The organism is Gordonia zhenghanii (genome assembly GCF_021738965.1).
In the GTDB taxonomy this organism is placed as follows: domain Bacteria; phylum Actinomycetota; class Actinomycetes; order Mycobacteriales; family Mycobacteriaceae; genus Gordonia; species Gordonia zhenghanii.
On sequence record NZ_JAKKOQ010000012.1, the window covers coordinates 160,772 to 182,025 of the forward strand.

Below are 21,254 nucleotides of genomic sequence, written 5' to 3' on the forward strand. Positions count from 1 at the left end.
TAGTCGTCGGGACCGTACCTTCTGACTATCGAACCTGGAGTCCCGATGGCACTCGATCCGCGAACTCCGATCCTCGTCGGTGGAGGGCAGCTCAACAATCGATCCGGCGGCGTCGAACCTGTCGATCTCATCGCCGAAGCCGCCCGTGCGGCGGCAGGCGAGGCTGGATCGGACCGGATCCTCACGCGCATCGATTCGATTCGACTCGTCCGGATGCTGTCCTGGCGATACCGAAATCCAGGTCTGCTCGTCGCCGAGCGCCTCGGGGCTCGGGTGGCGCACACCGCCTACACGGGCGACGGGGGCAACAGCCCGCAGACGCTGGTCTCCGCTGCCGCTGCGGACATTCTCGCCGGACGGTCGGAGGTGGTCCTGGTCGGCGGGGCCGAGGCGTGGCGCACCCGGATGAAGCTCCGTGCGGAGGGGCAGCGTCCCGACTGGACGAAGCAGGACGACGACGTCGAACTTCCCGAACTCGCGATTCCGGAGGTGCCGATGGTGTTCGACGGCCATAAGCGCATCGGTTTGGATCGCCCCGCGTTCGTCTATCCACTGTTCGAGGACGCGTTGCGGACCTCTGCGGGTCGCAGTGTGTCGGAGCATCGCGAGGCGATCGGACGTCTGTGGTCACGATTCGCCGACGTGTCGACGACTAATCCGCACGCGTGGACGCAGAAGCCCCACACCGCCGAGGAGATCATCACTCCGAGTCAAGGGAACCGGTGGATATGCCGGCCGTACACCAAGCTGCTCAACTCGAACAACATGGTCGAACAGGCGGCAGCGGTGCTCGTGTGCTCGGTCGGTATAGCGACCGAGTTGGGCATTCCGCGTGACAACTGGGTGTTCATCCACTCGGCCGCGGATGCGCACGACACCTACGACATCACCGAGCGCAACCAGTTGGACGGCAGCGCAGCGATCCGGGTGGCAGGTGCTCGTGCGCTCGACGACGCGGGTGTCGCCGTCGACGACGTCGAGCACGTCGATCTGTACTCGTGCTTTCCGTCCGCGGTGCAGGTCGCTGCGCGTGAACTCGGACTGCCGACCGACGATCCGTCCCGGGCGCTCACCGTCACCGGCGGGCTGACGTTCGCGGGTGGTCCGTGGAACAACTACAGCACCCACGCGATCGCCACGATGGCCACGACCCTCCGTGCGAATCCCGGTCACCGCGGGCTGGTCACCGCGAACGGCGGCTATCTGACGAAGCACGCGATGGGCGTCTACGGAACCGAGCCGCCGGTGCGAGAGTTTGTGCATCGTGACGTGCAGGCCGAGGTAGATGCGTTTGGCTCGGTGGCCGCGCAGACCGACTTCGTCGGGAGTGCCAGGGTCGAGGCGTACTCGGTCGCACATGATCGTGCCGGGGCGCCTGAGCGGGCCTTCGTGGCGGTTCGAACGCCGGACGGCGGGCGGTCGCTGGTCGGCACGGAGAGCGCGGATCTCCTCGACGCGTTGATCGAAGAAGACCAGGTCGGGAGCGGTGTGAGGGTGGATTCAGCGGCGGTCCTGACCGGCATCGTCTGACGGATCACGTGATCGTCCGTGATACATATGACGAATTGTGTCAGGTGTTGACCTAAATGTTGTAGATAATCTATGCTCGCCTGTGACACGGTTCACAGGCTGTACGCCGCCGTCCGTGTGCTGCCAACGACTTTCGAGGAGATCTTGACGATGACCACCACGGCCCAGCCCGCTGCACCCATCACCTTCGCCGACCGGCCACACGTCTTCATCGGCGGAAAATGGGTCGAGTCGACCGGTGACGATTGGTTCGACGTAGTCGATTCCTGGTCGGAGGGTGTGGTGGCGCGCGTTCGGGGTGCGACGGCAGACGACGTCGCAGCCGCGGTCGGCGCCGCACGGAAATCGTTCGACGAGGGAACCTGGGCGGCGACGCCGATCACCGAGCGCGCCGACGTCATCGATGAGATGGCGAATCGGTTGGCGGCCCGTCTCGACGAATTGACGAAGGTCGGTGTCGCCGAGGTCGGCGTCACGGTTCCGGTCAGTGCAATGACTCAGGAGATGACGGCCGGACTGTTCCATGCCGTGGCGAAGGAGGCCCGGGACGTCACACTCGTCGACGAACGCACGCGGGCCGACGGCGGCGTCTCGCGCGTGTTGAAAGAGCCGAACGGAGTGGTGGCCGTCATCATTCCGTGGAACGGCCCGATCGGCACGATTGCGTTCAAGGTGGCTCCTGCGCTCGCCGCCGGGTGCTCGGTGGTTCTCAAGACGTCGCCCGAAGCTCCGCTGTCCCCGTCGATCTTCGCCGACGTCGTCGGCGAACTCGTCGACGAGGGGCGCATGCCGGAAGGGGTCGTGAGTGTGCTTGCCGCCGATCGAGAAGTGTCCGAAGCGCTGGTCGTCGACCCGCGAGTCGACCACGTCACGTTCACCGGGTCGACGGCCGTCGGTCGACGGATCATGTCCCTCGTCGGTGAGCGAGTCGCCAAGGTGTCGCTGGAGTTGGGCGGCAAGTCCGCGGCCATCGTCCTCGACGACGCCGACCTGAACTCGGTGATGCAGTCGCTGCCGATGGGCGGATGCATGCAGTCCGGTCAGGCCTGCATCGCCCTGACTCGCGTCCTGGTGTCGGAGAAGCGACACGACGAGGTCGTCGCCGCGTATAAGGCCGCCCTGGAGATGCTGCCCTTCGGTGATCCATGGCAGGAGACGAACTTCCTCGGACCGTTGGTCTCGGCGCGGCAGCGTGACCGGGTGGAGAGCTACATCGAGATCGCGAAGTCCGAAGGCGCCACGATCGCGCACGGCGGCGGTCGGGGCGGATTCGAGCACGGCTACTTCGTCGAGCCGACCATCGTCGACAACGTCACCAACGACATGCGTATCGCCCAGGAGGAGGTATTCGGTCCGGTGATCTCGGTCATCACGTACAAAGACGAGGACGACGCCGTCGCCATCGCGAACGACTCTCAGTACGGCCTAGCGGGCGCGGTGTACTCCGCCGATGCCGACCACGCGTACGAGATCGCCAAGCGCATCCGTACCGGAACCGTGAACGTCAACGGCGGGGTCGTCGACTTCACTGTCCCGTTCGGCGGCTACAAGCAGTCGGGCGTTGGACGGGAGGGCGGCCCCGAAGGTCTCGAGGAGTTCTTCGAGACCAAGACCGTGCATCTGTCCTGACACTCGGGACCCGCGGAAGCGATTCCTGCACGGCGTGATCCACGGTCACATGTGGTCGCGGATCACGCCGTGCAGGTAGCTGCGCACGGTGTCCTCGAACAGCTTCCGCTGCGTCAGTTCGTTGTTCGCGAGCGCTTCGGTGAGGAGGGGCTGTGACTGCGGATCGACGTTCGGGAAGATGGTCGTCTTGGTGCTTGGCGTGCGCATCGCTTCCATCAGCACCGCCCCGATCGCGAGCGTCTCCATCCCGTTGAGGATCCGCACGTGAAGCTCGACCGGTACGCCCGAATCGAGCATGAACCGCGCGGTGTCCTCGTAGGTCGACACGAAGAGGTCGCGTGGCAGGTGCTTCAGCAGGACGGGAGCGGCGTTGCGGTGTCGCAGGATCGACTGCCGGAAGTTCAATGCGAGCGAGATGAAGAACTCGGGCCAGTCGGGGCCTGGTCTGCGCCGCGGTGTGACGACTGTCTTGCCTGCTATGTACCGGGCCACCTCGGTGAAGATCTCGTTCTTGTCGGCGAAGTGATGGTAGAGGGACGGGGCCCGTACTCCGAGGTGTTCGGCCAGCTTGGGGAGGCTGAACGCGTCCAACCCCTCGGCGTCGATGATCTCGATCGCCGCCTGCACTGCGGCGTCGCGGCTGATCAACGGTTTGGACGGGCGTGCCATGCCGCACCTTTCGTTCGGTCGTCCGAAAGCAGGAGCCGTCGCGACGGACCCACACGATTTACCTGTCAAGCATAGATTCGGCCCCGCTTGAACCCGAGGAGCAGGGGCCGTAGAGCGACGTCGAGCTGCTGACAAATATCAGTTGACGTCTCATGTCATATGTATTACGGTCGAGGTTGAGAGTGGTACTCATCACAGCTCGATGTTTCGAACGTCCACCTCGATCCGCAGTCCATGGCCCGCTGATCCTGGCCCCGCTGATCCTGATGGGGCATCGATCTGACGCGAGCCAACAGAAGATCCTCAGAGTCAACAGAAAATCCTCAAGGGAGAAGAACGAATGAAACTCGTAGGCAAAGTCGCGCTCATCACCGGTGCGGGTTCCGGATTGGGACGGCAGTCCTCACAGTTGTTCTCGTCCGAAGGCGCCAAGATCGCCGTGGTCGACATCGATCCCGAACGTGCGGCGGGAACTGTGGAGCTGGTCAAGGAGCAGGGTGGCGAAGCGATTGCGATCACTGCCGACGTCTCCCAGCGTGATCAGATCGGTGCGGCTGTCGACGAGACCGTCAAGACGTTCGGCAAGCTCGACATCGCGTGGGCGAACGCCGGAGTCGTCTCGCGCGGCGGCGTTCCGACTGTTGCGGGCGGCGAGCAGGTGAACTTCGAGGATCTGACGGTCGAGGACTGGAACAACGTGCTCGGCGTGAACCTGACGGGTGTCATCTACACGGCGCAGGCTGCGGTCCCCGCGCTCAAGGCGAACGGCGGCGGCGTCATTCTCGCGACCTCGTCGGCAGCATCGCTGACGGCGTATCACGACATCGCGTTCTACAGCGCGACGAAGGCTGGTGTGAACGGCATGGTCCGCGGTCTCAGCCTGGATCTGGGGCCGTACGGAATCCGCGTCAACGCCCTCGCTCCGACGCACGGCATGTCGCCGAACTTCCTGATGCCTGCCGGTTCGCCGGTCGTCGGGCAGTCGTACGAAGAAGTCTCCGGGCCGTGGGATCCGTTCGTCTCGCCGATCCCGCTCAAGCTGAACCGCCCGCCGTCGCTGGTCGACAACGCCAAGGTCGCGCTGTTCCTCGCGTCGGACGACTCGGCGTACATCTCCGGGGCCGTCCTCGGCTCTACCGACGGCGGCACCCTGTCTCGCGTCGGCATGTGGTTCGAGGAGGACCTGAACCAGACGAACCCGAACGAGCAGTGATGGCCCAAGTGCAGATTCTCGTCGATCGGACCGCGTGCGCCGGACACGGCATGTGTTACGGCACCTCGCCCGATCTGATCGACTGCGACGACGAAGGCTATCCGATCCTGCCCGAGCGTCCGTTGTCCGACACTGAGACCTCGGCCGCACAAGCCGCGGCGGCGGCGTGTCCCGAACGTGCACTGTCGCTCGTCGATGCTTCGACGGCGAGCGGGTCCCGAAAGTGACTGACCCGGTAATGAACCGCCGCGATAAGACGGCCCCGATTCCACTCATCCGCAAGGAGATGTCATGACTACTGCTCACAAGGCACGAGAAGAAGTAACTGTCGACTTCGACGTATACGACCCCGCACTCGCGGCTCCCGTCGATCTGTTCCAGGATCGTGCCAAGGAACTCGCCGACAAGGGGCCGGTCGTCTGGTCGCCGAAGTACGACGGACATTGGATCGTCACTGCGTACGACGAGATTCACGAGGTCCTCCGCGATGCGGAAACCTTCTCCAGCTACCCGAACAACCTCGTGACGAGCGAGGCGTTCGGCAAGTTTCTGCCGATCGAACTCGACCCGCCGGAGCACGCCGGGTATCGCAAGGCTCTCCAGCCGTTGTTCGGCCCCGCGCGGATGAAGAAGCTCACCGACGAGATCCGCGGAGTGGTCAACGATCTGGTCGACGGCTTCGCGAAGAAGGGGAGTGCCGAGTACGTGTCCGAGTTCGCTCACGAACTCCCCGCTCGCGTCTTCCTTGCGCTGATGGACTGGCCGTTGTCCGATGCTCCACTGTTCACGGAGGCGAGCGATATCGCCTTGCTCGGCAAGCCGGGCGCGAGCGAGCAGGAGTCTCTCGAGGCTCGGGCGGGCGCTGCGATGCAGATGTTCGGGTACTTCCAGAAGATGGTGGAGGATCGTCGTGCGAACCCGGGTGACGACATCACGTCGACGTTGATCCACACCGAAGTGGAGCTCGAGGACGGCGTGCGCCTGCTCACCGACGAAGAGCTCAACCGCCTGTTCTTCTTGCTCCTCATCGCGGGCCTGCACACCGTTCAGGGGTCGATGGCATGGATGCTCAAGCACTTCATCGCCAACCCTGATCAGCGGCAGGAGATCATCGACGACCCGGAGATGATTCCGAACGCGGTCGAGGAGATCCTGCGGATCGACGCCCAGGTGATTCCGGGGCGGCGCGCGACGCGCGACACGGTGTTGGGCGGTCAGGAGATCTCCGCCGGTGATCAGTTGATCCTGTTGTTGTGCTCGGCGAACCGCGATTCGTCAGAGTTCGACGACCCGGCGAACCTTGACGTGACGCGCAGCCCGAACCGTCACCTGTCGTTCGGCGGCGGGCCGCATCGCTGCATCGGATCGCACCTGGCCCGCATCGAGCTGAAGGTCGCGATGGAGGTGATTCACGAGCGGATTCCGGACTATCGCTTCGTGGAGTCCGATCCGCCGGTCTTTCAGGCGTCGCAGGTGCGCGGCTGTTTGCGGATGCCCATCGAGTTCACGCCGGAGAGCTAGGACTCGGGAGTCACCGGTCGCGTGACGGGGTCGGGTGTCGTCTGGCGCCCGACCCCATTCGTGTCGGAGCTATCCGTTCTGCTCGATTCGTTGTTTCTTAAACCTACATACGATAGGTTTATCGTACTGATACGACAGGGGTGCGGAACAGCCTCGCACTGCTCGACATCTGATGACGGGAAGAAAATCATGACGACATCACTGCCTCGCCAGGATCGGATCCGGCGCGCGCTGGAACTCCTACGGAACGAGACCACAGACAAGTTCGAGGAAGTCATCGACTTCGCGCCTGAGGAGTTCACCGACCCGGTGCTCGCTCAGGACGAGCGCGACCACATCTTCGGCACAGTGCCGTCGATCATCGCGCACAGTTCGGAGCTGGCCAAGCCGAACGATTTCATGACGGTGCAGATGCCCCGCAACAACATCATCGTGGTGCGGCAGAAGGACGGCAGCCTCAAAGCCTTCGTCAACCTGTGCAGGCACCGCGGTGCCCTGCTCGAGGACCGCGAGAAGGGGCGCTGCCGAATCTTCTCGTGCCCGTACCACCGGTGGTCGTACGACCCGGACGGCTCGCTGCGAACCATCACGCGCGACACGACCTTCGGCGACGTCGACCGCTCCGAGCACGGATTGATCGAGATCCCGATCGAGGAACGCCACGGGTTCGTCTGGGTCGTAGACAACGCGAAGGCCACGATCGACGTCGCGGACTGGCTCGGCCCCGAGATGGACGGCATCCTCTCTGAGTACGACCTCGAGGACTCCGTGTGCTTCAAAGCGGCGGGCTTCGACGAGCCGACCAACTGGAAGATCATGCAGGACGCGTTCCTCGACGGATACCACATCCAGTACGCCCATCCGAACACCGCCGGAAAGATCATCCACACCAATGTCATGGCGTTCGAGGACTTCGGGCGGCACTGCCGATTCATCGCACCGCGCAAGTCGATCGACCGCTTTCTCGAAGAGGACCCCGGCGACACCGAACTCGACAAGTACGTCACCGAAACCCACTTCCTGCTGCCGAACTCCACTCTTCTTCGTCAGCCGGACCACTTCCAACTACTGACGTTCCGTCCGCATCCGACCGACCCGACCAAGTCGCGCATGGAGCAGCGGCTGATCGTGCCGAAGGTCGAGGACAGCGGAATGGAGCCCGAACGGTGGGAACGCTTGTGGACCAAGAACTGGGACATTCTCCTCGCGGTGCTGCATAACGAGGACTTTCCGCTGCTGAGGGGCTCACAGCAGGGTATGGCCAGCGCGGATGCGGGCGACATGATGCTGGGACGCAACGAGGTCGCCAATCAGGTATTCCGCCGCGAGAGTCGGAAGCTGGTCGACGCCGGTCGCGCCGCCGCGGCGGCACGCTAGTTCAGAGGACACGCCATGATTCGTTACGAGTGGTGCTCCGAACTCGCGGGGCAGGATGCGCAACAGCTGCGGGACCTCTTGGTGCGCGCGGCAGCGTACGACGCGGAGCCCGAGTACAACGTGATCGATCCCGACGAGGTCGCGCACGACATGGCCGCGGACAACGGCGTGCGACACCTGGTGGTGTGGCTCGCCGCTCGCCCGGTGTCCCTGGACGGACCGGATGAGCCGGAGCGTGTCGCCGGGGTCATCCGGCTCGTGCCTTCCGGCGACGGGTGGGCGGACGGAACGATCGTCATCGACCCCGACCTCCGTTCGATCGGGATCGTCACCCTTCTGCTCGAGCGCGAGGGCGTCGAGGGGTCGGCTCCGGGCGGATGGCTGGGCAGCGGATTCGCCGGAGTCCGATCGTGGGCCCGCGGTAACCACCCGGCGTCGGGTCGGATCAGCGATCGCAACCTACTGCCGCGCACACGCCTCGTGTGGAAGCTGGTCCGTCCGAGTATCGAGTCCTCCGACGGCGACTCCCAGCGAGCCGAGGAACTGACCTCCGCGGACACGTCCGCGATCGAGGGTCTGTTCGCCGACCTCGACGTCTCGGCGGGCGAGCGCGACCGGCTCCTGGCGGCGGTCGGTTCCGCCGGTCACCACGTGCTCGGCGTCGGGGACGATTCGGGGCTGGTCGGGGCGGCCCGCCTGGACCTCGCGCCGGTGTTCGTCGATGAGATCGGCAGGTGCGGGAACATCGACTGCCTGGCTACCGCGTCGAGCCTGGACGAAGCCCGGCGCAGGAATGTGCTCACCGCGCTCCTACCGGCGGCCGGAGCGCGAGCCGCGGCAGTGGGTCTCGACGGAGTCATCTGTTACGCGCCGTCGAGTGACGACGTCCTCGTATCGGTGAGTCGACGTACCGGATTCCAGCATGACCGCACAGACGTTCAGTACGAGATTCATTGAAGGAGAACAGCGTTCATGAAAAGTGATCTCTTCGAGGCCGATCACCTCGCCTACGCGGATGCGGTGCGGGGCTTCGTCGCCCGCGAAGTCGTCCCCCATCTGGACAGGTGGGAGGAGGAGCGGGAGATAGGTCGCGCGGTCTGGACTGCTGCCGGCGGTCAGGGGCTGCTCGGTCTTGCGGTGCCCGAACGTTTCGGAGGCAGCGGAGTGACCGACTACCGGTTTCGCGCAGTGCTGATCAACGAACTCGCCCGAGTGGGTGCGAGTTCGTTGCAGTCGGGCTTCTCCACCAACGACGACATCGTTCTCAACTATTTGCTGCGGCTGGCGGACGAGGAACAGTCCGCGCGGTGGCTTCCCGGGTTCACGACGGGCGAGACGATCGGCGCCATCGCGATGAGTGAGCCGGGAACCGGTAGTGACCTGCAGGGGATCACGACCACTGCGACGCGCGTGGACGGCGGCTGGAGCCTATCGGGTTCCAAGACGTTCATCACGAGCGGAATCCTCGCAGATCTGGTGATCGTGGTAGCTCGCAACGACGTCACGGCGGGCTCCAAGGGGTTCACCCTGCTGGTCGTTGAAGAAGGGATGGACGGTTTCCGTAGAGGACGCAAACTCCGCAAGGTCGGACTGCAGGCCCAGGACACTGCCGAACTGTTCTTCGACGATGTTTTTGTACCGGATGCGAATGTTCTCGGCGGCGTCGGCTCAGGGTTCGCCCATCTCATGGACAGCCTGCCGTTGGAACGACTCGGCATCGCGCTCGCCGGACAGTTCTCGGCTGAGGCGGTCCTGCGGTGGACCGTCGACTACGTGCGGGAGCGGCGAGCGTTCGGAAAGGCGATCGCCGACTTCCAGAACACGTCGTTCACCCTTGCCGATCACATCACCCGAACCGAGGCGTGCCGCGCCTACCTGGATCGTGCGGTTCGGCAGTTCAACGAAGGAGCACTCACCGCCGAGGACGCAGCGAAGACCAAGCTGATCGCAACCGAGAACCAGTGGGCGGTGACCGACGCCTGCGTGCAACTGCACGGCGGATACGGCTACATGCTCGAGTACCCCGTCGGCCGTGCGTTCACCGACGCACGCATTCAGCGGATCTACGGCGGCACGAACGAGATCATGAAACTCATCATCGGTCGACACGAGCTCGCTGCCGCACCGCGACCCTGACTGTCCAGAACCCTGACTGTCCAGAACCCTGACTGGCCAAGAACGCCGCCCGCAGACCACAGCCCGCGAACAAAGGAACACACGTCATGACTGCAACTATCGGAGCCGCCCTCGACTGGTGGGGCAGAACAAAGCCGGACTCCGTCGCACTCGTCTTCAACGAGTCTGAACTCACCTACGGGTCGCTTCGTGATTGGACCGGCCGCGGAGCCCGCCACCTCGTCGAGTCGGCGAACGTGAAGCGGGGCGATCGCGTCGGTCTGCTCGGCCCCAACTCGTTGGAATGGCCGGTGGCCGCGCTGTCGATCCTGAAGTCCGGCGGCACTCTCGTTCCGTTGAACAGTCGGTACCGACCGGTGGAGCTTCGCAAGATCGCCGACGAGGCCGGTGTGTCCGCGATCGTCGTCGCGCCCGGCTTCGAGGAACTGGCCGCTGAGACCGCAGCGCTCGGTTCGGATTTCACCAGGGTGCCGTTCAGTGATCTCACGGCACTCCGGGACGGTGGCTCTGACGACTTCCGCGTGGACGTCGAACCAGACGAGCCGACCACGATCCTGTTCACGAGTGGTTCCACCGGACTGTCCAAAGGCGTGGTCCTCACCAACCGGACGCTGCTGTCGATCGTCCTGGAGAACACCCTGACCGAGGAGGGGTTCCGGCCCGGGACCACGACACTGCTCGTGCTTCCCTTGGCGTTCACTCCGGGTCTGGTCTACGGATTGCTGATAACGACGGTGCTCGGCGGAAAGCTCGTCGTCGAGCCTGAACTCCTGCCGTCCCGCGCGGTGACGCTGCTGGAGAAGCATTCGGTCCAGGCGATCTTCGGGGTTCCGCTGATCTTCGAAGCGATCTCGCGAGCGCCGGAGTTCGCCGGAGCAGATCTGTCGTCGCTGAAGACGGCGATCGTCGGCGGCGCGGCCGTGCCGACGGACTTGCTCAGTCGCTGGTCCGACAAAGGCGTGCTGCTGCGCCAGATCTACGGCATGACCGAGGCAGGCGGCGTCGCGACGGCGACCATCGCCTCCGAGGCGCTGGACTATCCCGATCGCTGCGGGACGGGATCGATCTTCACCGAAGTCAAGGTGTTCGACGAGAACGGAAGGCAGGCTGCGCCGGGCGAGACCGGCGAGTTGGTGGTTCGCGGGCCCGGCGTGACACCCGGTTACTGGAACGACCCCGAGACTACCGAGCACGCGCTGCGCGACGGGTGGCTGCACAGCGGTGATCTCGGTGAGGCGGACGCCGCCGGGCGGGTCAGGTTCGTCGACAGGCTGAAGGATCTGATCATCTCCGGCGGTATCAACATCTCGCCCGTCGAACTCGAGAGTGCGATCGGAGAGGTTGACGGGGTCGTCGAGGTCGCAGTCATCGCTGCGACGGACGAGCGGTTCGGCGAGACGCCCGCCGCGATCGTCACCGTCAAGGGCGACGTGGACGCCGCAACCATCGTCGAGCACTGCTCGAGCGTCCTCGCGGACTTCAAAGTGCCGCGGTACGTCGTGGTCACCGAAGACCCGCTCCCGCGACTGCCGTCAGGCAAGATCGCAAAGAGTGCGATCCGCGACTCGTACAAGGACGTCCACGTGCGTTTCGAGAAGGTGCGATGAACGACCCCGTCGACGTTCTCCTCGAACGTCCGACGCTCTGGGTCCAACGCAGGCAGTCCACCGCTGTCATCTGGCTGAATCGGCCAGATAGGTTGAACGCCTTCACCTTCGGCATGCGTGATGACATGGTCGCAGCCTTCGACGCCACGGATGCCGACGATTCGGTGCGAGCCGTAGTGATCACCGGGACCGGTCGCGCGTTCTGTGCGGGCGCCGACCTGGAAGCGGGCGGCGACACCTTCCTGCCGGAGTCTGGACGAGGGGACATCCCGCCGGATTCGGGCGGCATCGCGTCGTTGCGGATCTTCGACTCGCGCAAGCCGGTGATCGTCGCGGTCAACGGCCCGTCCGCGGGTGTCGGCGTCACGATGACCCTTCCCGCCGACGTGCGCATCGCATCCGACGATGCGAAGTTCGCGTTCGTGTTCACCCGACGAGGCCTGGTGCCGGAGGCGTGTTCGACGTGGTTCCTGCCGCGGATCGTCGGCATGGCCACCGCCCTGCGGTGGACGATGTCCGGTGCGACCGTTCAGGCTGCCGATGCGCTCGCCGCCGGACTCGTATCCGAGGTCGTGCCCAAGGCATCGGTCCTCACCCGTGCGCTGGAGATCGCCGACGAGTTCGTCGACGGCACGGCACCGGTGTCGGTGGCGCTCACGCGGGCGATGATGTGGCAGATGTCAGCGGCCGACAGCCCTCGACGAGCACACCGTGTCGAATCGGCGCTGCTCGTCGAGCGGGGCCGGTCCGGTGACGTTCGAGAGGGCGTCGCGTCGTTCTTGGACAAGCGTTCGCCCGTCTTCGGTGACACGGTCAGCGAACACGAGGGCGACTTCGATTGGGAGTCGCTGACATAGAACAACATGCGTCTCATGTATCGTTGCCCCGTACAGGTACGAGGAGAAGGATCGATGATGGCGCGCAGAAAGACCGGGAACGTCCTGTCGGAGGATGCGGACGAGGCTCGCGTACAGATCATGGTCGCAGCCGAGAAGGTCTTCGCCAAGTACGGTCCCGCCAAGACCACGATGGACGACATCGGCCGCGAGGCAGGCGTCTCGCGGCCGACTGTCTATCGGTACTTCGCCGGGCGTGACGCGCTGATGTCGGCGCTCATCGAGCGGCGCTCCAGACTGCTGTTCGTCAAGGCGAGGAAGTTCCTTCTGGACCAGCCGACGTTCGCCGATCAGCTCGTCGAGGGATTGGTGTTCCTCGTCGAGCGTGGCCGACAGGATCCGCTGATCAGGGTCCTGGTCTCACCCGAGCACATGCAACTCGCCGAGCCCCTGGTCGGCAGTTCCGGACTGGCCGCGCGGCTGACCGCCGAGATGTGGGAGCCGGTGCTCGACCGCGCGTTGGAGCGCGGGGAGATCCGCAGTGATCTGGATCGAGCGAAGATGGCCGAGTGGATCGCCTTGATCCAGTTCATCCTCGTCGGTCGGCTCGACTTCGATCGGCCGGACGATCCGTCGCACCGCGAGATGCTCCGCACCTTCGTGCTGCCTGCGTTCCTGCCGGCCGCGCAGGCTTCAGATGGGTCGAAGTAGTTCGCACCGCTAGGCGCGGCGCCGAGCGGTGGCGCCTACAGGTCGATGACGAGACGGTTCGACCTGCACCGTGACACGCAGATCATCATCACGTCGCCCGCGGCGGCCTCGTCTTCGTCCAGGACGGAGTCGCGGTGGTCGATGTCGCCGCTGAGAACTGCGACCTCACAGGTGCCGCATGTTCCTTCGCGACAGGAGAAGTCGGCGTCGACTCCCGCGTCGAGCACGGCTGACAGCACTGATTCGTCGGCTCCGACCGTCAGGACCTGGCCCGACTGTGCCAGCTCGACTTCGAACGCCTCGTCGACTGCGTCTTCGTCAATTGCTTTGGCTGCGAACCGCTCCACGCGCAGCTGCACGCCGAGTCGTTGGCTGACGTCCTCGATCGCCAGGAGTAGCGGCTCGGGGCCGCAGCAATAGACGACACACCCGTCGTCGACGTCGTTCAGCGCCGACTCGAGATCGAGTAGGCCGACTTCGTCTGCGGGGGCCAGTGTCACCTGGTCGGGGCGGGATTGGACCAGGTAATCCGCGAACGCCATGCTGCCCCGCGCGCGTCCGCCGTACAGCAGCCGCCACGGCGAGCCTGCGCGCGTCGCGGCCTCCATCATCGGAACCAGGGGAGTGATGCCGATTCCACCGGCGACGAACAAGTACGAATCGGCGTCCACGAACTCGAAGTGGTTGCGCGGCCCCTGCGTTCGGACCTCGGCGCCGACGGCGAGTTCGTCGTGAACGTATGCCGAACCGCCGCGGCCGTCGGTCTCCCGTAGAACCGCGATCCGCCAGTACTCGTCGCCCGGCTCGCCGCACAACGAGTACTGGCGGGTGAGCCCGTTGTCCAGCTCGACATCGATGTGTGCGCCGGGCTGCCAATCGGGCAGTTCGGCACCGTCCGAATCCTCGAGGCGGAGTGACACGACTTGATCGGCGACTTCGTCCTTGGCGGTCACGCGCAAGGTGCGGTGAGTGGGCATACGCGCCTTCCCGGAAACGGTTGAGTACCGCATAATCTTATGCTATTAGTTTTAGGTGGGCAACTGAGGCTGTCGATCTTCGATTCGGTCCGGTTGGCGTACAACGACTCTCACGGGCTGATCTGCCCAGTTCAAGGTGGTCTCCGAATGACCCGCACAGATACTCGACAACACTTCCGAGGCGATGGCGTCGACCTCGCTGCTACGAGTTGGTCGCCGGCCGGACCCAGCTCGGGCATCGTCGTGCTGTTGCACGGCGGTGGACAGACACGGCACTCGTGGCAGCGCACCGGAGAGCGACTGGCCGACGGCGGGTGGCGCGTGCACGCCGTCGATCTCCGAGGGCACGGCGAAAGCGAATGGGCGTTCGATGGCGACTACACCATCGACGCGCACGCACGTGACGTCAGCGCACTGGTGAGCAGGCTCCCCGAGGCGCCGATCCTGGTCGGGGCCTCGCTCGGCGGGATGGCCTCGCTGATGGCACAGTCTGCGAACGGTTCGCTCGCACGCGGACTGGTCCTGGTCGACATCACGCCCAAGGCGCGGCCCGAGGGGCTCACCAAGATCCACGACTTCATGGCGCGTGGGATCGAGGGGTTCGACTCCCTCGACGACGCGTTGGCCGCCGTCGTCGCTTACAACCCGAACCGGAGGCGGATGCCGCGGGCAGCGGGTCTGCGCAAGAACCTGAGACAGCGTGACGGACGCTGGTATTGGCACTGGGATCCGCGCATCCTCGCCCAGCGCGAGAACTCGGTCGAGGCCGCCGCCGAGCGTGAGAGCGCGGCTAGATCGGCGGCACGGCGCATCACGGTCCCGACGCTGCTCGTCCACGGCGCGCAGTCGGACGTGGTGTCCGACGACGGTGTCAATGACCTGTTGGCTCTCATCCCCGACGCGAGACATGTCGAGGTGCGCGGGGCGGGCCACATGATCGCCGGCGACGACAACGACGTGCTGAGCGGGGGAATCGCGGACTTCTGCAGCTCGCTGCGCGCGGATTCCGCCGAGCACTACCGGTTCTCGCGCACCGAGCATTTTTCATCCACAACAGGTTTCACCCCACGAGAGGAATGAAAGTATGGCACGACTGGACGGAAAAGTAGCCTTCATCACGGGTATCGCGCGAGGTCAGGGTCGTTCGCACGCGGTGCGGCTCGCCGAAGAGGGCGCTGCGATCATCGGCATGGACATCTGTGCGCAGATCCCGACGGTGTTCTACCCGATGGCCACCCGAGAGGACCTCGCCGAGACCGAGCGTCTCGTCAAGGAAGTAGGTGGCCAGATCGTCACGACGATCGGCGACGTGCGCAAGCGCGAGGACATCGAAGCGGCGTTGGCGGCAGGCATCGAACAGTTCGGGCACGTCGACACGATCATCCCGAACGCAGGCATCATGCCGGTCATCGAACCCGGAGATCAGAGGCAGGCCTGGTTCGACGCCGTCGACGTCATGCTGACCGGGGTCTGGCAGGTGCTGGACGTCGTCACACCTGTTCTCATCGAGCAAGGCCGCGGTGGAACCATTACCATCACCAGTTCGGCGGCAGGCCTGCGCAGTATCGGACTCAACACGCTGCCCGGACAGGCGGGCTACACAGCGTCGAAGCACGGCGTCGTCGGTCTGATGCGCCTGTACTCCAAGCAGCTCGCCAAGGACTGCATCCGCGTCAATACGATCCATCCGACCGGAGTGGACACTCCGATGGTCGCCAACGCGGAGTACGGGGAGTTCGTCGGTAACCATCCCGAGGTGGCGAGCGACGACGCGTACAAGAACCCGATGCCCGTCGAACTGATCGAAGCCGTCGACATCAGCAACGCCATAGTCTTCCTGGCATCCGACGAAGCTCGTTACGTGACCGGTGTGACGATGCCGGTCGATGCCGGATACAACAACCGCTGACGCCGCACAAACGAAAGAAGGCGGGGCGGAGTCGACCGACTCCGCCCCGCCTTCTATCGCGTCGGCGATTGCGGCTCACGGTGCTGGTTGGAGCACCCCGGTGTGGACGAGACGGTCGTATTCGGCGTCTGCCATACCGAGCAGATCGGTGCAGATCTCTCTGGTGTGCTCGCCGGCGAGAGGGGCCTGACGTGACGGCGGGTCTCCGACGGCGCCGAACACGGCGGCTCGTGCGGTGGCGGGAAGTGCTGCGGGCAGCAGGTCGTGTGTCACCGTCGTGAACGTTTCGCGCGCACGCAGATGCTGGTCTTCGAGGAGTTCCGGGAGCCGTAACATCGGCCCGGCAGCCACGCCCACTTCCTGGAGTTCCGCGGCCGCCTGAGCCGGAGTCCGCGTCACAGCCCACTGGGCGAGGACGTCGTCGGCCGCTGCCCGGTTGGTCAGGCGCGCCGCCGCCGTGGCGAACCGTTCGTCCGTCGCGAGGTCCGGGCGGTCGACGAGGGAGCAGACAGCGACCCATTCATCGTCACCGCGCACCGTGGCCACGCACCATTCGTCGTCGCCTGCGCAGGCGAATACGCCGCTCGGCGCGTGACGGGGATGGGCGTTCCCGGTCGGCGATGTGGAGCCGGGCGTCAGGCTCTCGGTGGCGAGGGACGCACCGATGTGGCTCAGTGCGACGTCCGACTGGGCGAGCGCGATGGACGTTCCGCGGCCGGTACGTCTGCGTGCGATGAGTGCGGACAGGACGGCGGTCGCGCAGAGATGTCCGGCCACGTGATCGGGATACACCGTCGACCCGTCGCAGAGGAGCTCGTCGTCGGGGTAGCTCCACAGCGCGGACACCCCGGACGCAGCGCGCACGAGGGGGCCGTAGCCCATCCGCGTACGCCACGGCCCGGTGGCTCCGAACGCGCTCGCCTCGGCGACGATGATCGTCGGGTTGATCTCGGCGAGCGCCTCGTACGACATTCCCATGTTGGCCAAGGTTCCGGGTTTGAAGTTCGCAACGACGACGTCAGCGTCGGCGGCCAGCCGTCGAAAGAACTGCGCTCCTTCGGGCGACCGCAGGTCGAGTCCCAGGCTCCGCTTGTTGCGATGGCCCCAGGCGATCGATGCGGGGATCTTGGCTCCGCGTTTGGACTGTCGCAGGCCGTCGGGATAGTCGGCGTTCTCGATCTTGATGACATCGGCCCCGTAGTCGGCCAACTGTCGACTCAGTTCCGCGCCGAACACGATCACGCCGAGATCGAGGACACGTACGCCGGCGAGTGGGGCAGCGGTCCGATCCCCGGTTCCCTCGAGCGCGGGAGTCTCGAGTGCTGGGGTCTCGAGTGGTCGGGGCGCGTCCCACTGCGGGAGCGCGTCGATGGTCCGTTCGGACATTCGGAATCCTGCTCTACGGCCGGCGAAGCTTGTGTGGCCTGCCGGCACGCGAGCTCGGACGCCGGGGAACAGCTCAGCGTCGAGGAGCGCGCCGGACTCCGTGAAGTGGTCGACGGTGAGCGCCTGACCGAGTGTGTAGACCGCGCCGACCGGGATGCCGCGGCGTGCACCCTCGTCGACGAGTTCGTCCTGTGTGCGGTCGGCGAAGAGGGCAGCGATCAGCGGGTGCAGGCGGTCGGCCGCCGCGAAACGTGCGGGAATCGTGTCGAAGCTGGGGTCGGCGAACTCCGGGGGCCCGCCGAGCCAGTCGAACATCGCCCGCCACTGGCGTTTGGCGAGCAGACAGATGCGGACCCGCCCGTCGCGGCACCCGAACACGGGATAGAAGTCGGCGGCAGCTGGGCGATTGCGCGGGTAGTCCTCCGACCGGCCGGCAGCGGCCGAGCCCTGGGTGCCGAACCCCGGGTCGAAGCCGTGTACGAGCGCCTCGAATGCGGAGACGTCTACGGTGTCGCCGACGCCGGTCTCGAGTCGTCTGCGGTACGCCAGCAGGGCGGCCCACGCGGCGTGCGCGGCAACGGTTCCCTCGGCGAGACCCGCCGGGGGGAGCAGCGGGACCTCGCCGGGAGCGCCCGACCGTGACAGCACGCCGGACATGGCATACAGAACGTTCTCGTCGGCCACGCGTCGTCGGTACGGGCCCGTCTGACCGAACGGGGTGATCGAGACCCACACGAGGTGGGGCGCGTCCGCTCTCGCCGTCGCGATGTCGAGACCCCAGCAGTCAGCGGCTCCGGGGCCGTCGGAGGCGAGCACGATGTCGGCGCCTGCGATCAACCGGGAGACGGTCTCGGCGTCCGAATTCGGGTCGAGGACGAGACGTTGTTTGTTCGCGCTGCGTAGCGCGTCGGCGATCGGCCCGTCCCGGTCCTCCTCATTCGAGTGCGCGGTGTCGGATCGGACGACACGAACGACTTCGGCGCCCAGGTCGGCAAGTAGGCGTCCGGCCGATGCGCTCGGCCCGTCCGCGAGGTCGACGACACGGACCGTTTCCAGAGGCAGAGACATCTCGATCACTCGCTTCGCGTCTAAAGGTAGATGGACTTGAACCGCAGGTACGGGGTCAGGCCCTCGGGGCCGAGCTCGCGGCCGAGGCCGGACTCCTTCACCCCGCCGAACGGGGCGGCGAGGTCGAGCGCGTAATGATTCACTCCGAAGGTGCCGGTCTCGATCCGGTCGGCGATGGAGATTCCATGCTCTTCGTCGGCGGTCCACACGGTCCCGCCGAGCCCATACGGGGAGTCGTTCGCGATCGAGACCGCCTCGTCGTCGTCGGCGTACGGGGTGATGGTCAGCACCGGACCGAAGACCTCTTCTTGCGCGAGGCGCGCGGAATTGTCGACGTCGGCGAACACAGTGGGAGCCACGAACCACCCCCGGTCCAGGTCTTCGGGGACGCCGCCGCCCGCGATGAGACGGTGGCCGGCGCTGCGACCGATCTCGATGTAGGCCCGCACGCGATCGCGTTGGGCCCGGGTCACGAGCGGGCCGACGTGTGTCGACTTGTCGAGGGGATCGCCGACAGTCAGGGCCGCCACAGTCGAGCTGATTGCGTCGACGACCTCGTCGTAGCGGGAGCGCGGAGCAAGTATCCGCGTGCACGCATGGCAGGTCTGCCCGTTGTTGACCAGCGAGACCTCGGCCAGGTGGGAGGTGAAGTGGTCGAGGTCGGCGTCGGCCGAGACGATCGACGCCGACTTGCCACCGAGCTCGAGCGTGACCGGGCGAAGTAGACGACCGCACACTTCACCGATCGCACGGCCCGCAGCGGTGGACCCGGTGAACGCCACCTTGTCCACGCCGGGGTGCTCCACCAGGTGTGCGCCGGCCTCGCGGCCGCCCGGGACGATGTTCAGGACGCCCTCGGGCAGACCGGCGGCGAGCGCTGCGTCGGCGAACACGTATGCGTCCAGGGCAGTCTCCGGAGACGGTTTCAGGACGACGGTGCAACCCGCGGCGAGGGCGGGCGCGATCTTCATCGCTGCCAGCGACTGCGGGTAGTTCCACGGCGTGATCGCAGCGACGACTCCGACGGACTCGTGACGCACGATGGTGCGGCTCCCGAGGGTGCTCGGGCGGACGTCTGCGGTGTCAGAACGTCGAAGGAGGTCGGCGTAGTACGCGACCATCATCGACGGCGCGTACCCGTTGACGCCGACCGACAGTGCGATCGGCATGCCGTTCTCTCGGCTGGACAGGACGGCCGTCGACTTGGCGCGCGCTTTGAGTTGTGCCGCGAACGCGTCCAACAGGTCGGCGCGGTCGCCAGCCGGGGTCGCACGCCACGCAGGAAGTGCGCGCCGAGCTGCGTCGACGGCCTGGTCGACGTCGGCGGGTGTCGCAGATGCGGCCGCGCCGAGGACGCTCTCCGTGGCCGCCTCGATGACGTCGGTGACTCCGCCGTCGGACGGGGCGATCCACCGACCGTCGATGAAGAGGTCGGGTCGGTCCAGTGCGGGTTCGGTGATCGGCGATGTCGTCATTGTGGTGTCCTTCGAGAATCGAGTGCTAGAGCGTGTCCTGGTGGCCGAACAGTGTCGACGAGACCAGCGGTGCCATCGGGCCGCCGATGAACAGCGAAGTCCGCGCGCCGTGGACCTGGTTAGTCGACGTGCCGCGGATCTGGCGGACGGCTTCGACCGCGAGTCCCATGCCGTTGACGAAGCTGTCGGCGATGTTGCCACCACTCGTGTTCACCGGGAGGTCGCCGATCCCCGCGGTCAAGTTGTCAACGGTGAGCGCCTCGCCCGCTGCGGCTCCGGTCGGCGCCAGACCGTGGTCGATGAGCGCGGCGACGGCCGGACCGGAGAAGTTCTCGTAGACCTGGGTGACGTCGACGGCGGTCGGGCCGAAGCCTGCTGCGGCCCATAGGCGGTCGGCCACGCCGGGACGGTCGCCGCGGCCCGCGAAGCCTGCTGTGGTGTACAGGTCGTCGTTGTCGATCAGCGCCGAGTAACCTCCTGGCGCGCCCTGCGCCCCGGCGATCAGGTACGCGGCGTCCGGACGCATGGCGCGTGCCCGCTCTGCGGACACGACGAGCAGCGCGACAGCCCCGTCGTTCTCGCGGGAGCAGTCGAAGAGGTGGAACGGCTCTGTGATGAGTCGGGACTCGTCGTACCCCGACTCGTCGAGGGGGCGGCCGTAGCCAGCCGCTGACGGATTGTTCTGGGCGTGGCGGTAGGCCGCGAGCACGAGCGACCGAAGGGCTTCGCGGGGCACGCCGTCGTGCTCGAGGAGACGCTGGGTGCGGAGCGCGCACACTTGCGCGGGAGAGCCGACTCCGTGGGCGAGGTAGTGGGGGCCGTAGAAGTAGGAGGCGTACCCGAGGCGTCCGGTGTCTTCCTGCGCCATCGATCGGTAGACCACGACGGTGTCTGCCTGACCGGTGGCGATGGCGATGTTCGCGTTGTTGATCGCGGCAGCCACGCCGCCTCCTCCGCCGCCCCACATCATGGTGGACCAGCGCACATCGTCGACGCCGAGCGCACCGCCGAGGGTAGACCCGTCGAAGCCTCCGCCCGCATATGACACGAACCCGTCTATCTCGTGCGGGTTCACGCCGGCGTCCGCGCACGCTGCGACGATCGCCTCCAACGTCATCGGGAGCTCGCCGTACGGGGCTTCGCCACGTTTGTAGTGGTGGTCGGCGACGCCGACCACCGCGGCCGCGCCGCGCAGTTCGATGGTCATGGT

The 21,254-nt window shown here is 65.9% G+C and carries 18 protein-coding genes; 13 read left to right on the top strand and 5 right to left on the bottom strand.

The features are described from left to right. Nucleotides 1-45 precede the first annotated feature (45 nt). Together L5G32_RS13590 and L5G32_RS13595 are read left to right on the top strand one after the other, a co-directional pair. A complete protein-coding gene (locus L5G32_RS13590; protein WP_237011594.1) occupies nucleotides 46-1,530 on the top strand; it encodes an acetyl-CoA acetyltransferase in 1,485 nt (494 codons plus the stop codon). A 150-nt stretch (nucleotides 1,531-1,680) separates the two neighbouring features. Further along, nucleotides 1,681-3,159, top strand: a complete 1,479-nt coding sequence (locus tag L5G32_RS13595; RefSeq protein WP_237011595.1) for an aldehyde dehydrogenase — start codon at nucleotides 1,681-1,683, stop codon at nucleotides 3,157-3,159. 45 nt (nucleotides 3,160-3,204) lie between these two features. Here L5G32_RS13595 and L5G32_RS13600 read toward each other — a convergent pair whose 3' ends face one another. Then, nucleotides 3,205-3,828, bottom strand: coding sequence for a TetR family transcriptional regulator (locus L5G32_RS13600; protein ID WP_237011596.1), 624 nt, complete (start codon nucleotides 3,826-3,828; stop codon nucleotides 3,205-3,207). A 340-nt stretch (nucleotides 3,829-4,168) separates the two neighbouring features. On the opposite strand from L5G32_RS13600, the gene L5G32_RS13605 reads away from it, so the two are divergent. The 9 genes from L5G32_RS13605 to L5G32_RS13645 all read left to right on the top strand — a co-directional run bounded on the left by L5G32_RS13605 (nucleotide 4,169) and on the right by L5G32_RS13645 (nucleotide 13,229). Continuing rightward, nucleotides 4,169-5,041 (top strand): SDR family NAD(P)-dependent oxidoreductase, encoded by an 873-nt coding sequence (locus L5G32_RS13605; protein WP_237011597.1) that lies wholly within the window; start codon nucleotides 4,169-4,171, stop codon nucleotides 5,039-5,041. Beyond that, the gene (locus L5G32_RS13610) at nucleotides 5,041-5,268 is read left to right on the top strand and encodes a ferredoxin (protein WP_237011598.1); all 228 of its coding nucleotides are present in this window, start codon (nucleotides 5,041-5,043) and stop codon (nucleotides 5,266-5,268) included. Before L5G32_RS13605 ends, L5G32_RS13610 begins: the two co-directional genes overlap by 1 nt. A 64-nt stretch (nucleotides 5,269-5,332) precedes the next feature. Then, on the top strand, nucleotides 5,333-6,562 hold the full coding sequence (locus L5G32_RS13615) for a cytochrome P450 (RefSeq protein ID WP_237011599.1): 1,230 nt from the start codon (nucleotides 5,333-5,335) through the stop codon (nucleotides 6,560-6,562). A gap of 189 nt (nucleotides 6,563-6,751) precedes the next feature. Beyond that, entirely contained in the window at nucleotides 6,752-7,939 is a 1,188-nt protein-coding gene (locus L5G32_RS13620) for an aromatic ring-hydroxylating oxygenase subunit alpha (RefSeq protein ID WP_237011600.1), read from the top strand. A gap of 15 nt (nucleotides 7,940-7,954) precedes the next feature. Next, nucleotides 7,955-8,896: an N-acetyltransferase gene (locus L5G32_RS13625; RefSeq protein ID WP_237011601.1), complete on the top strand. Its 942-nt coding sequence runs from the start codon at nucleotides 7,955-7,957 to the stop codon at nucleotides 8,894-8,896. Between the two features lie 15 nt (nucleotides 8,897-8,911). Further along, nucleotides 8,912-10,075, top strand: coding sequence for an acyl-CoA dehydrogenase family protein (locus L5G32_RS13630; RefSeq protein WP_237011602.1), 1,164 nt, complete (start codon nucleotides 8,912-8,914; stop codon nucleotides 10,073-10,075). Nucleotides 10,076-10,161: 86 nt separating this feature from the next. Beyond that, entirely contained in the window at nucleotides 10,162-11,682 is a 1,521-nt protein-coding gene (locus tag L5G32_RS13635; RefSeq protein ID WP_237011603.1) for a class I adenylate-forming enzyme family protein, read from the top strand. Next, the gene (locus tag L5G32_RS13640) at nucleotides 11,679-12,539 is read left to right on the top strand and encodes an enoyl-CoA hydratase-related protein (protein ID WP_237011604.1); all 861 of its coding nucleotides are present in this window, start codon (nucleotides 11,679-11,681) and stop codon (nucleotides 12,537-12,539) included. The genes L5G32_RS13635 and L5G32_RS13640 overlap by 4 nt, the downstream gene beginning before the upstream one ends. 57 nt (nucleotides 12,540-12,596) lie before the next feature. Then, entirely contained in the window at nucleotides 12,597-13,229 is a 633-nt protein-coding gene (locus L5G32_RS13645; protein ID WP_237011647.1) for a TetR/AcrR family transcriptional regulator, read from the top strand. Nucleotides 13,230-13,264: 35 nt separating this feature from the next. On the opposite strand, the gene L5G32_RS13650 is transcribed toward L5G32_RS13645, so the two are convergent. Beyond that, entirely contained in the window at nucleotides 13,265-14,206 is a 942-nt protein-coding gene (locus L5G32_RS13650; RefSeq protein WP_237011605.1) for a PDR/VanB family oxidoreductase, read from the bottom strand. Nucleotides 14,207-14,353: 147 nt separating this feature from the next. Here L5G32_RS13650 and L5G32_RS13655 point away from each other — a divergent pair, with 147 nt between their 5' ends. Together L5G32_RS13655 and L5G32_RS13660 are read left to right on the top strand one after the other, a co-directional pair. Next, entirely contained in the window at nucleotides 14,354-15,286 is a 933-nt protein-coding gene (locus tag L5G32_RS13655; RefSeq protein ID WP_237011606.1) for an alpha/beta fold hydrolase, read from the top strand. Between the two features lie 4 nt (nucleotides 15,287-15,290). After that, nucleotides 15,291-16,115 carry a mycofactocin-coupled SDR family oxidoreductase gene (locus L5G32_RS13660; RefSeq protein ID WP_237011607.1) on the top strand — a complete coding sequence of 275 codons (825 nt, stop codon included), beginning with the start codon at nucleotides 15,291-15,293 and terminating at the stop codon, nucleotides 16,113-16,115. A 75-nt stretch (nucleotides 16,116-16,190) separates the two neighbouring features. Here the strand turns inward: L5G32_RS13660 and L5G32_RS13665 are convergent, their stop codons facing one another. The 3 genes from L5G32_RS13665 to L5G32_RS13675 are packed head-to-tail and all read right to left on the bottom strand — an operon-like array spanning nucleotide 16,191 to nucleotide 21,251. Continuing rightward, nucleotides 16,191-18,569, bottom strand: a complete 2,379-nt coding sequence (locus L5G32_RS13665; RefSeq protein ID WP_237011608.1) for a CaiB/BaiF CoA-transferase family protein — start codon at nucleotides 18,567-18,569, stop codon at nucleotides 16,191-16,193. A gap of 20 nt (nucleotides 18,570-18,589) precedes the next feature. Beyond that, nucleotides 18,590-20,044, bottom strand: coding sequence for an aldehyde dehydrogenase (locus L5G32_RS13670; protein ID WP_237011609.1), 1,455 nt, complete (start codon nucleotides 20,042-20,044; stop codon nucleotides 18,590-18,592). 25 nt (nucleotides 20,045-20,069) lie between these two features. After that, nucleotides 20,070-21,251, bottom strand: a complete 1,182-nt coding sequence (locus tag L5G32_RS13675) for a thiolase C-terminal domain-containing protein (protein ID WP_237011610.1) — start codon at nucleotides 21,249-21,251, stop codon at nucleotides 20,070-20,072. Between the last annotated feature and the right edge of the window lie 3 nt (nucleotides 21,252-21,254).

Coding starts and splice junctions, on each gene's coding strand:
- L5G32_RS13590 (WP_237011594.1), top strand. CDS start 46: ATGGCACTCGATCCGCGAACTCCGATCCTCGTCGGTGGAGGGCAGCTC.
- L5G32_RS13595 (WP_237011595.1), top strand. CDS start 1,681: ATGACCACCACGGCCCAGCCCGCTGCACCCATCACCTTCGCCGACCGG.
- L5G32_RS13600 (WP_237011596.1), bottom strand. CDS start 3,828: ATGGCACGCCCGTCCAAACCGTTGATCAGCCGCGACGCCGCAGTGCAG.
- L5G32_RS13605 (WP_237011597.1), top strand. CDS start 4,169: ATGAAACTCGTAGGCAAAGTCGCGCTCATCACCGGTGCGGGTTCCGGA.
- L5G32_RS13610 (WP_237011598.1), top strand. CDS start 5,041: ATGGCCCAAGTGCAGATTCTCGTCGATCGGACCGCGTGCGCCGGACAC.
- L5G32_RS13615 (WP_237011599.1), top strand. CDS start 5,333: ATGACTACTGCTCACAAGGCACGAGAAGAAGTAACTGTCGACTTCGAC.
- L5G32_RS13620 (WP_237011600.1), top strand. CDS start 6,752: ATGACGACATCACTGCCTCGCCAGGATCGGATCCGGCGCGCGCTGGAA.
- L5G32_RS13625 (WP_237011601.1), top strand. CDS start 7,955: ATGATTCGTTACGAGTGGTGCTCCGAACTCGCGGGGCAGGATGCGCAA.
- L5G32_RS13630 (WP_237011602.1), top strand. CDS start 8,912: ATGAAAAGTGATCTCTTCGAGGCCGATCACCTCGCCTACGCGGATGCG.
- L5G32_RS13635 (WP_237011603.1), top strand. CDS start 10,162: ATGACTGCAACTATCGGAGCCGCCCTCGACTGGTGGGGCAGAACAAAG.
- L5G32_RS13640 (WP_237011604.1), top strand. CDS start 11,679: ATGAACGACCCCGTCGACGTTCTCCTCGAACGTCCGACGCTCTGGGTC.
- L5G32_RS13645 (WP_237011647.1), top strand. CDS start 12,597: ATGGCGCGCAGAAAGACCGGGAACGTCCTGTCGGAGGATGCGGACGAG.
- L5G32_RS13650 (WP_237011605.1), bottom strand. CDS start 14,206: ATGCCCACTCACCGCACCTTGCGCGTGACCGCCAAGGACGAAGTCGCC.
- L5G32_RS13655 (WP_237011606.1), top strand. CDS start 14,354: ATGACCCGCACAGATACTCGACAACACTTCCGAGGCGATGGCGTCGAC.
- L5G32_RS13660 (WP_237011607.1), top strand. CDS start 15,291: ATGGCACGACTGGACGGAAAAGTAGCCTTCATCACGGGTATCGCGCGA.
- L5G32_RS13665 (WP_237011608.1), bottom strand. CDS start 18,569: ATGTCTCTGCCTCTGGAAACGGTCCGTGTCGTCGACCTCGCGGACGGG.
- L5G32_RS13670 (WP_237011609.1), bottom strand. CDS start 20,044: ATGACGACATCGCCGATCACCGAACCCGCACTGGACCGACCCGACCTC.
- L5G32_RS13675 (WP_237011610.1), bottom strand. CDS start 21,251: ATGACCATCGAACTGCGCGGCGCGGCCGCGGTGGTCGGCGTCGCCGAC.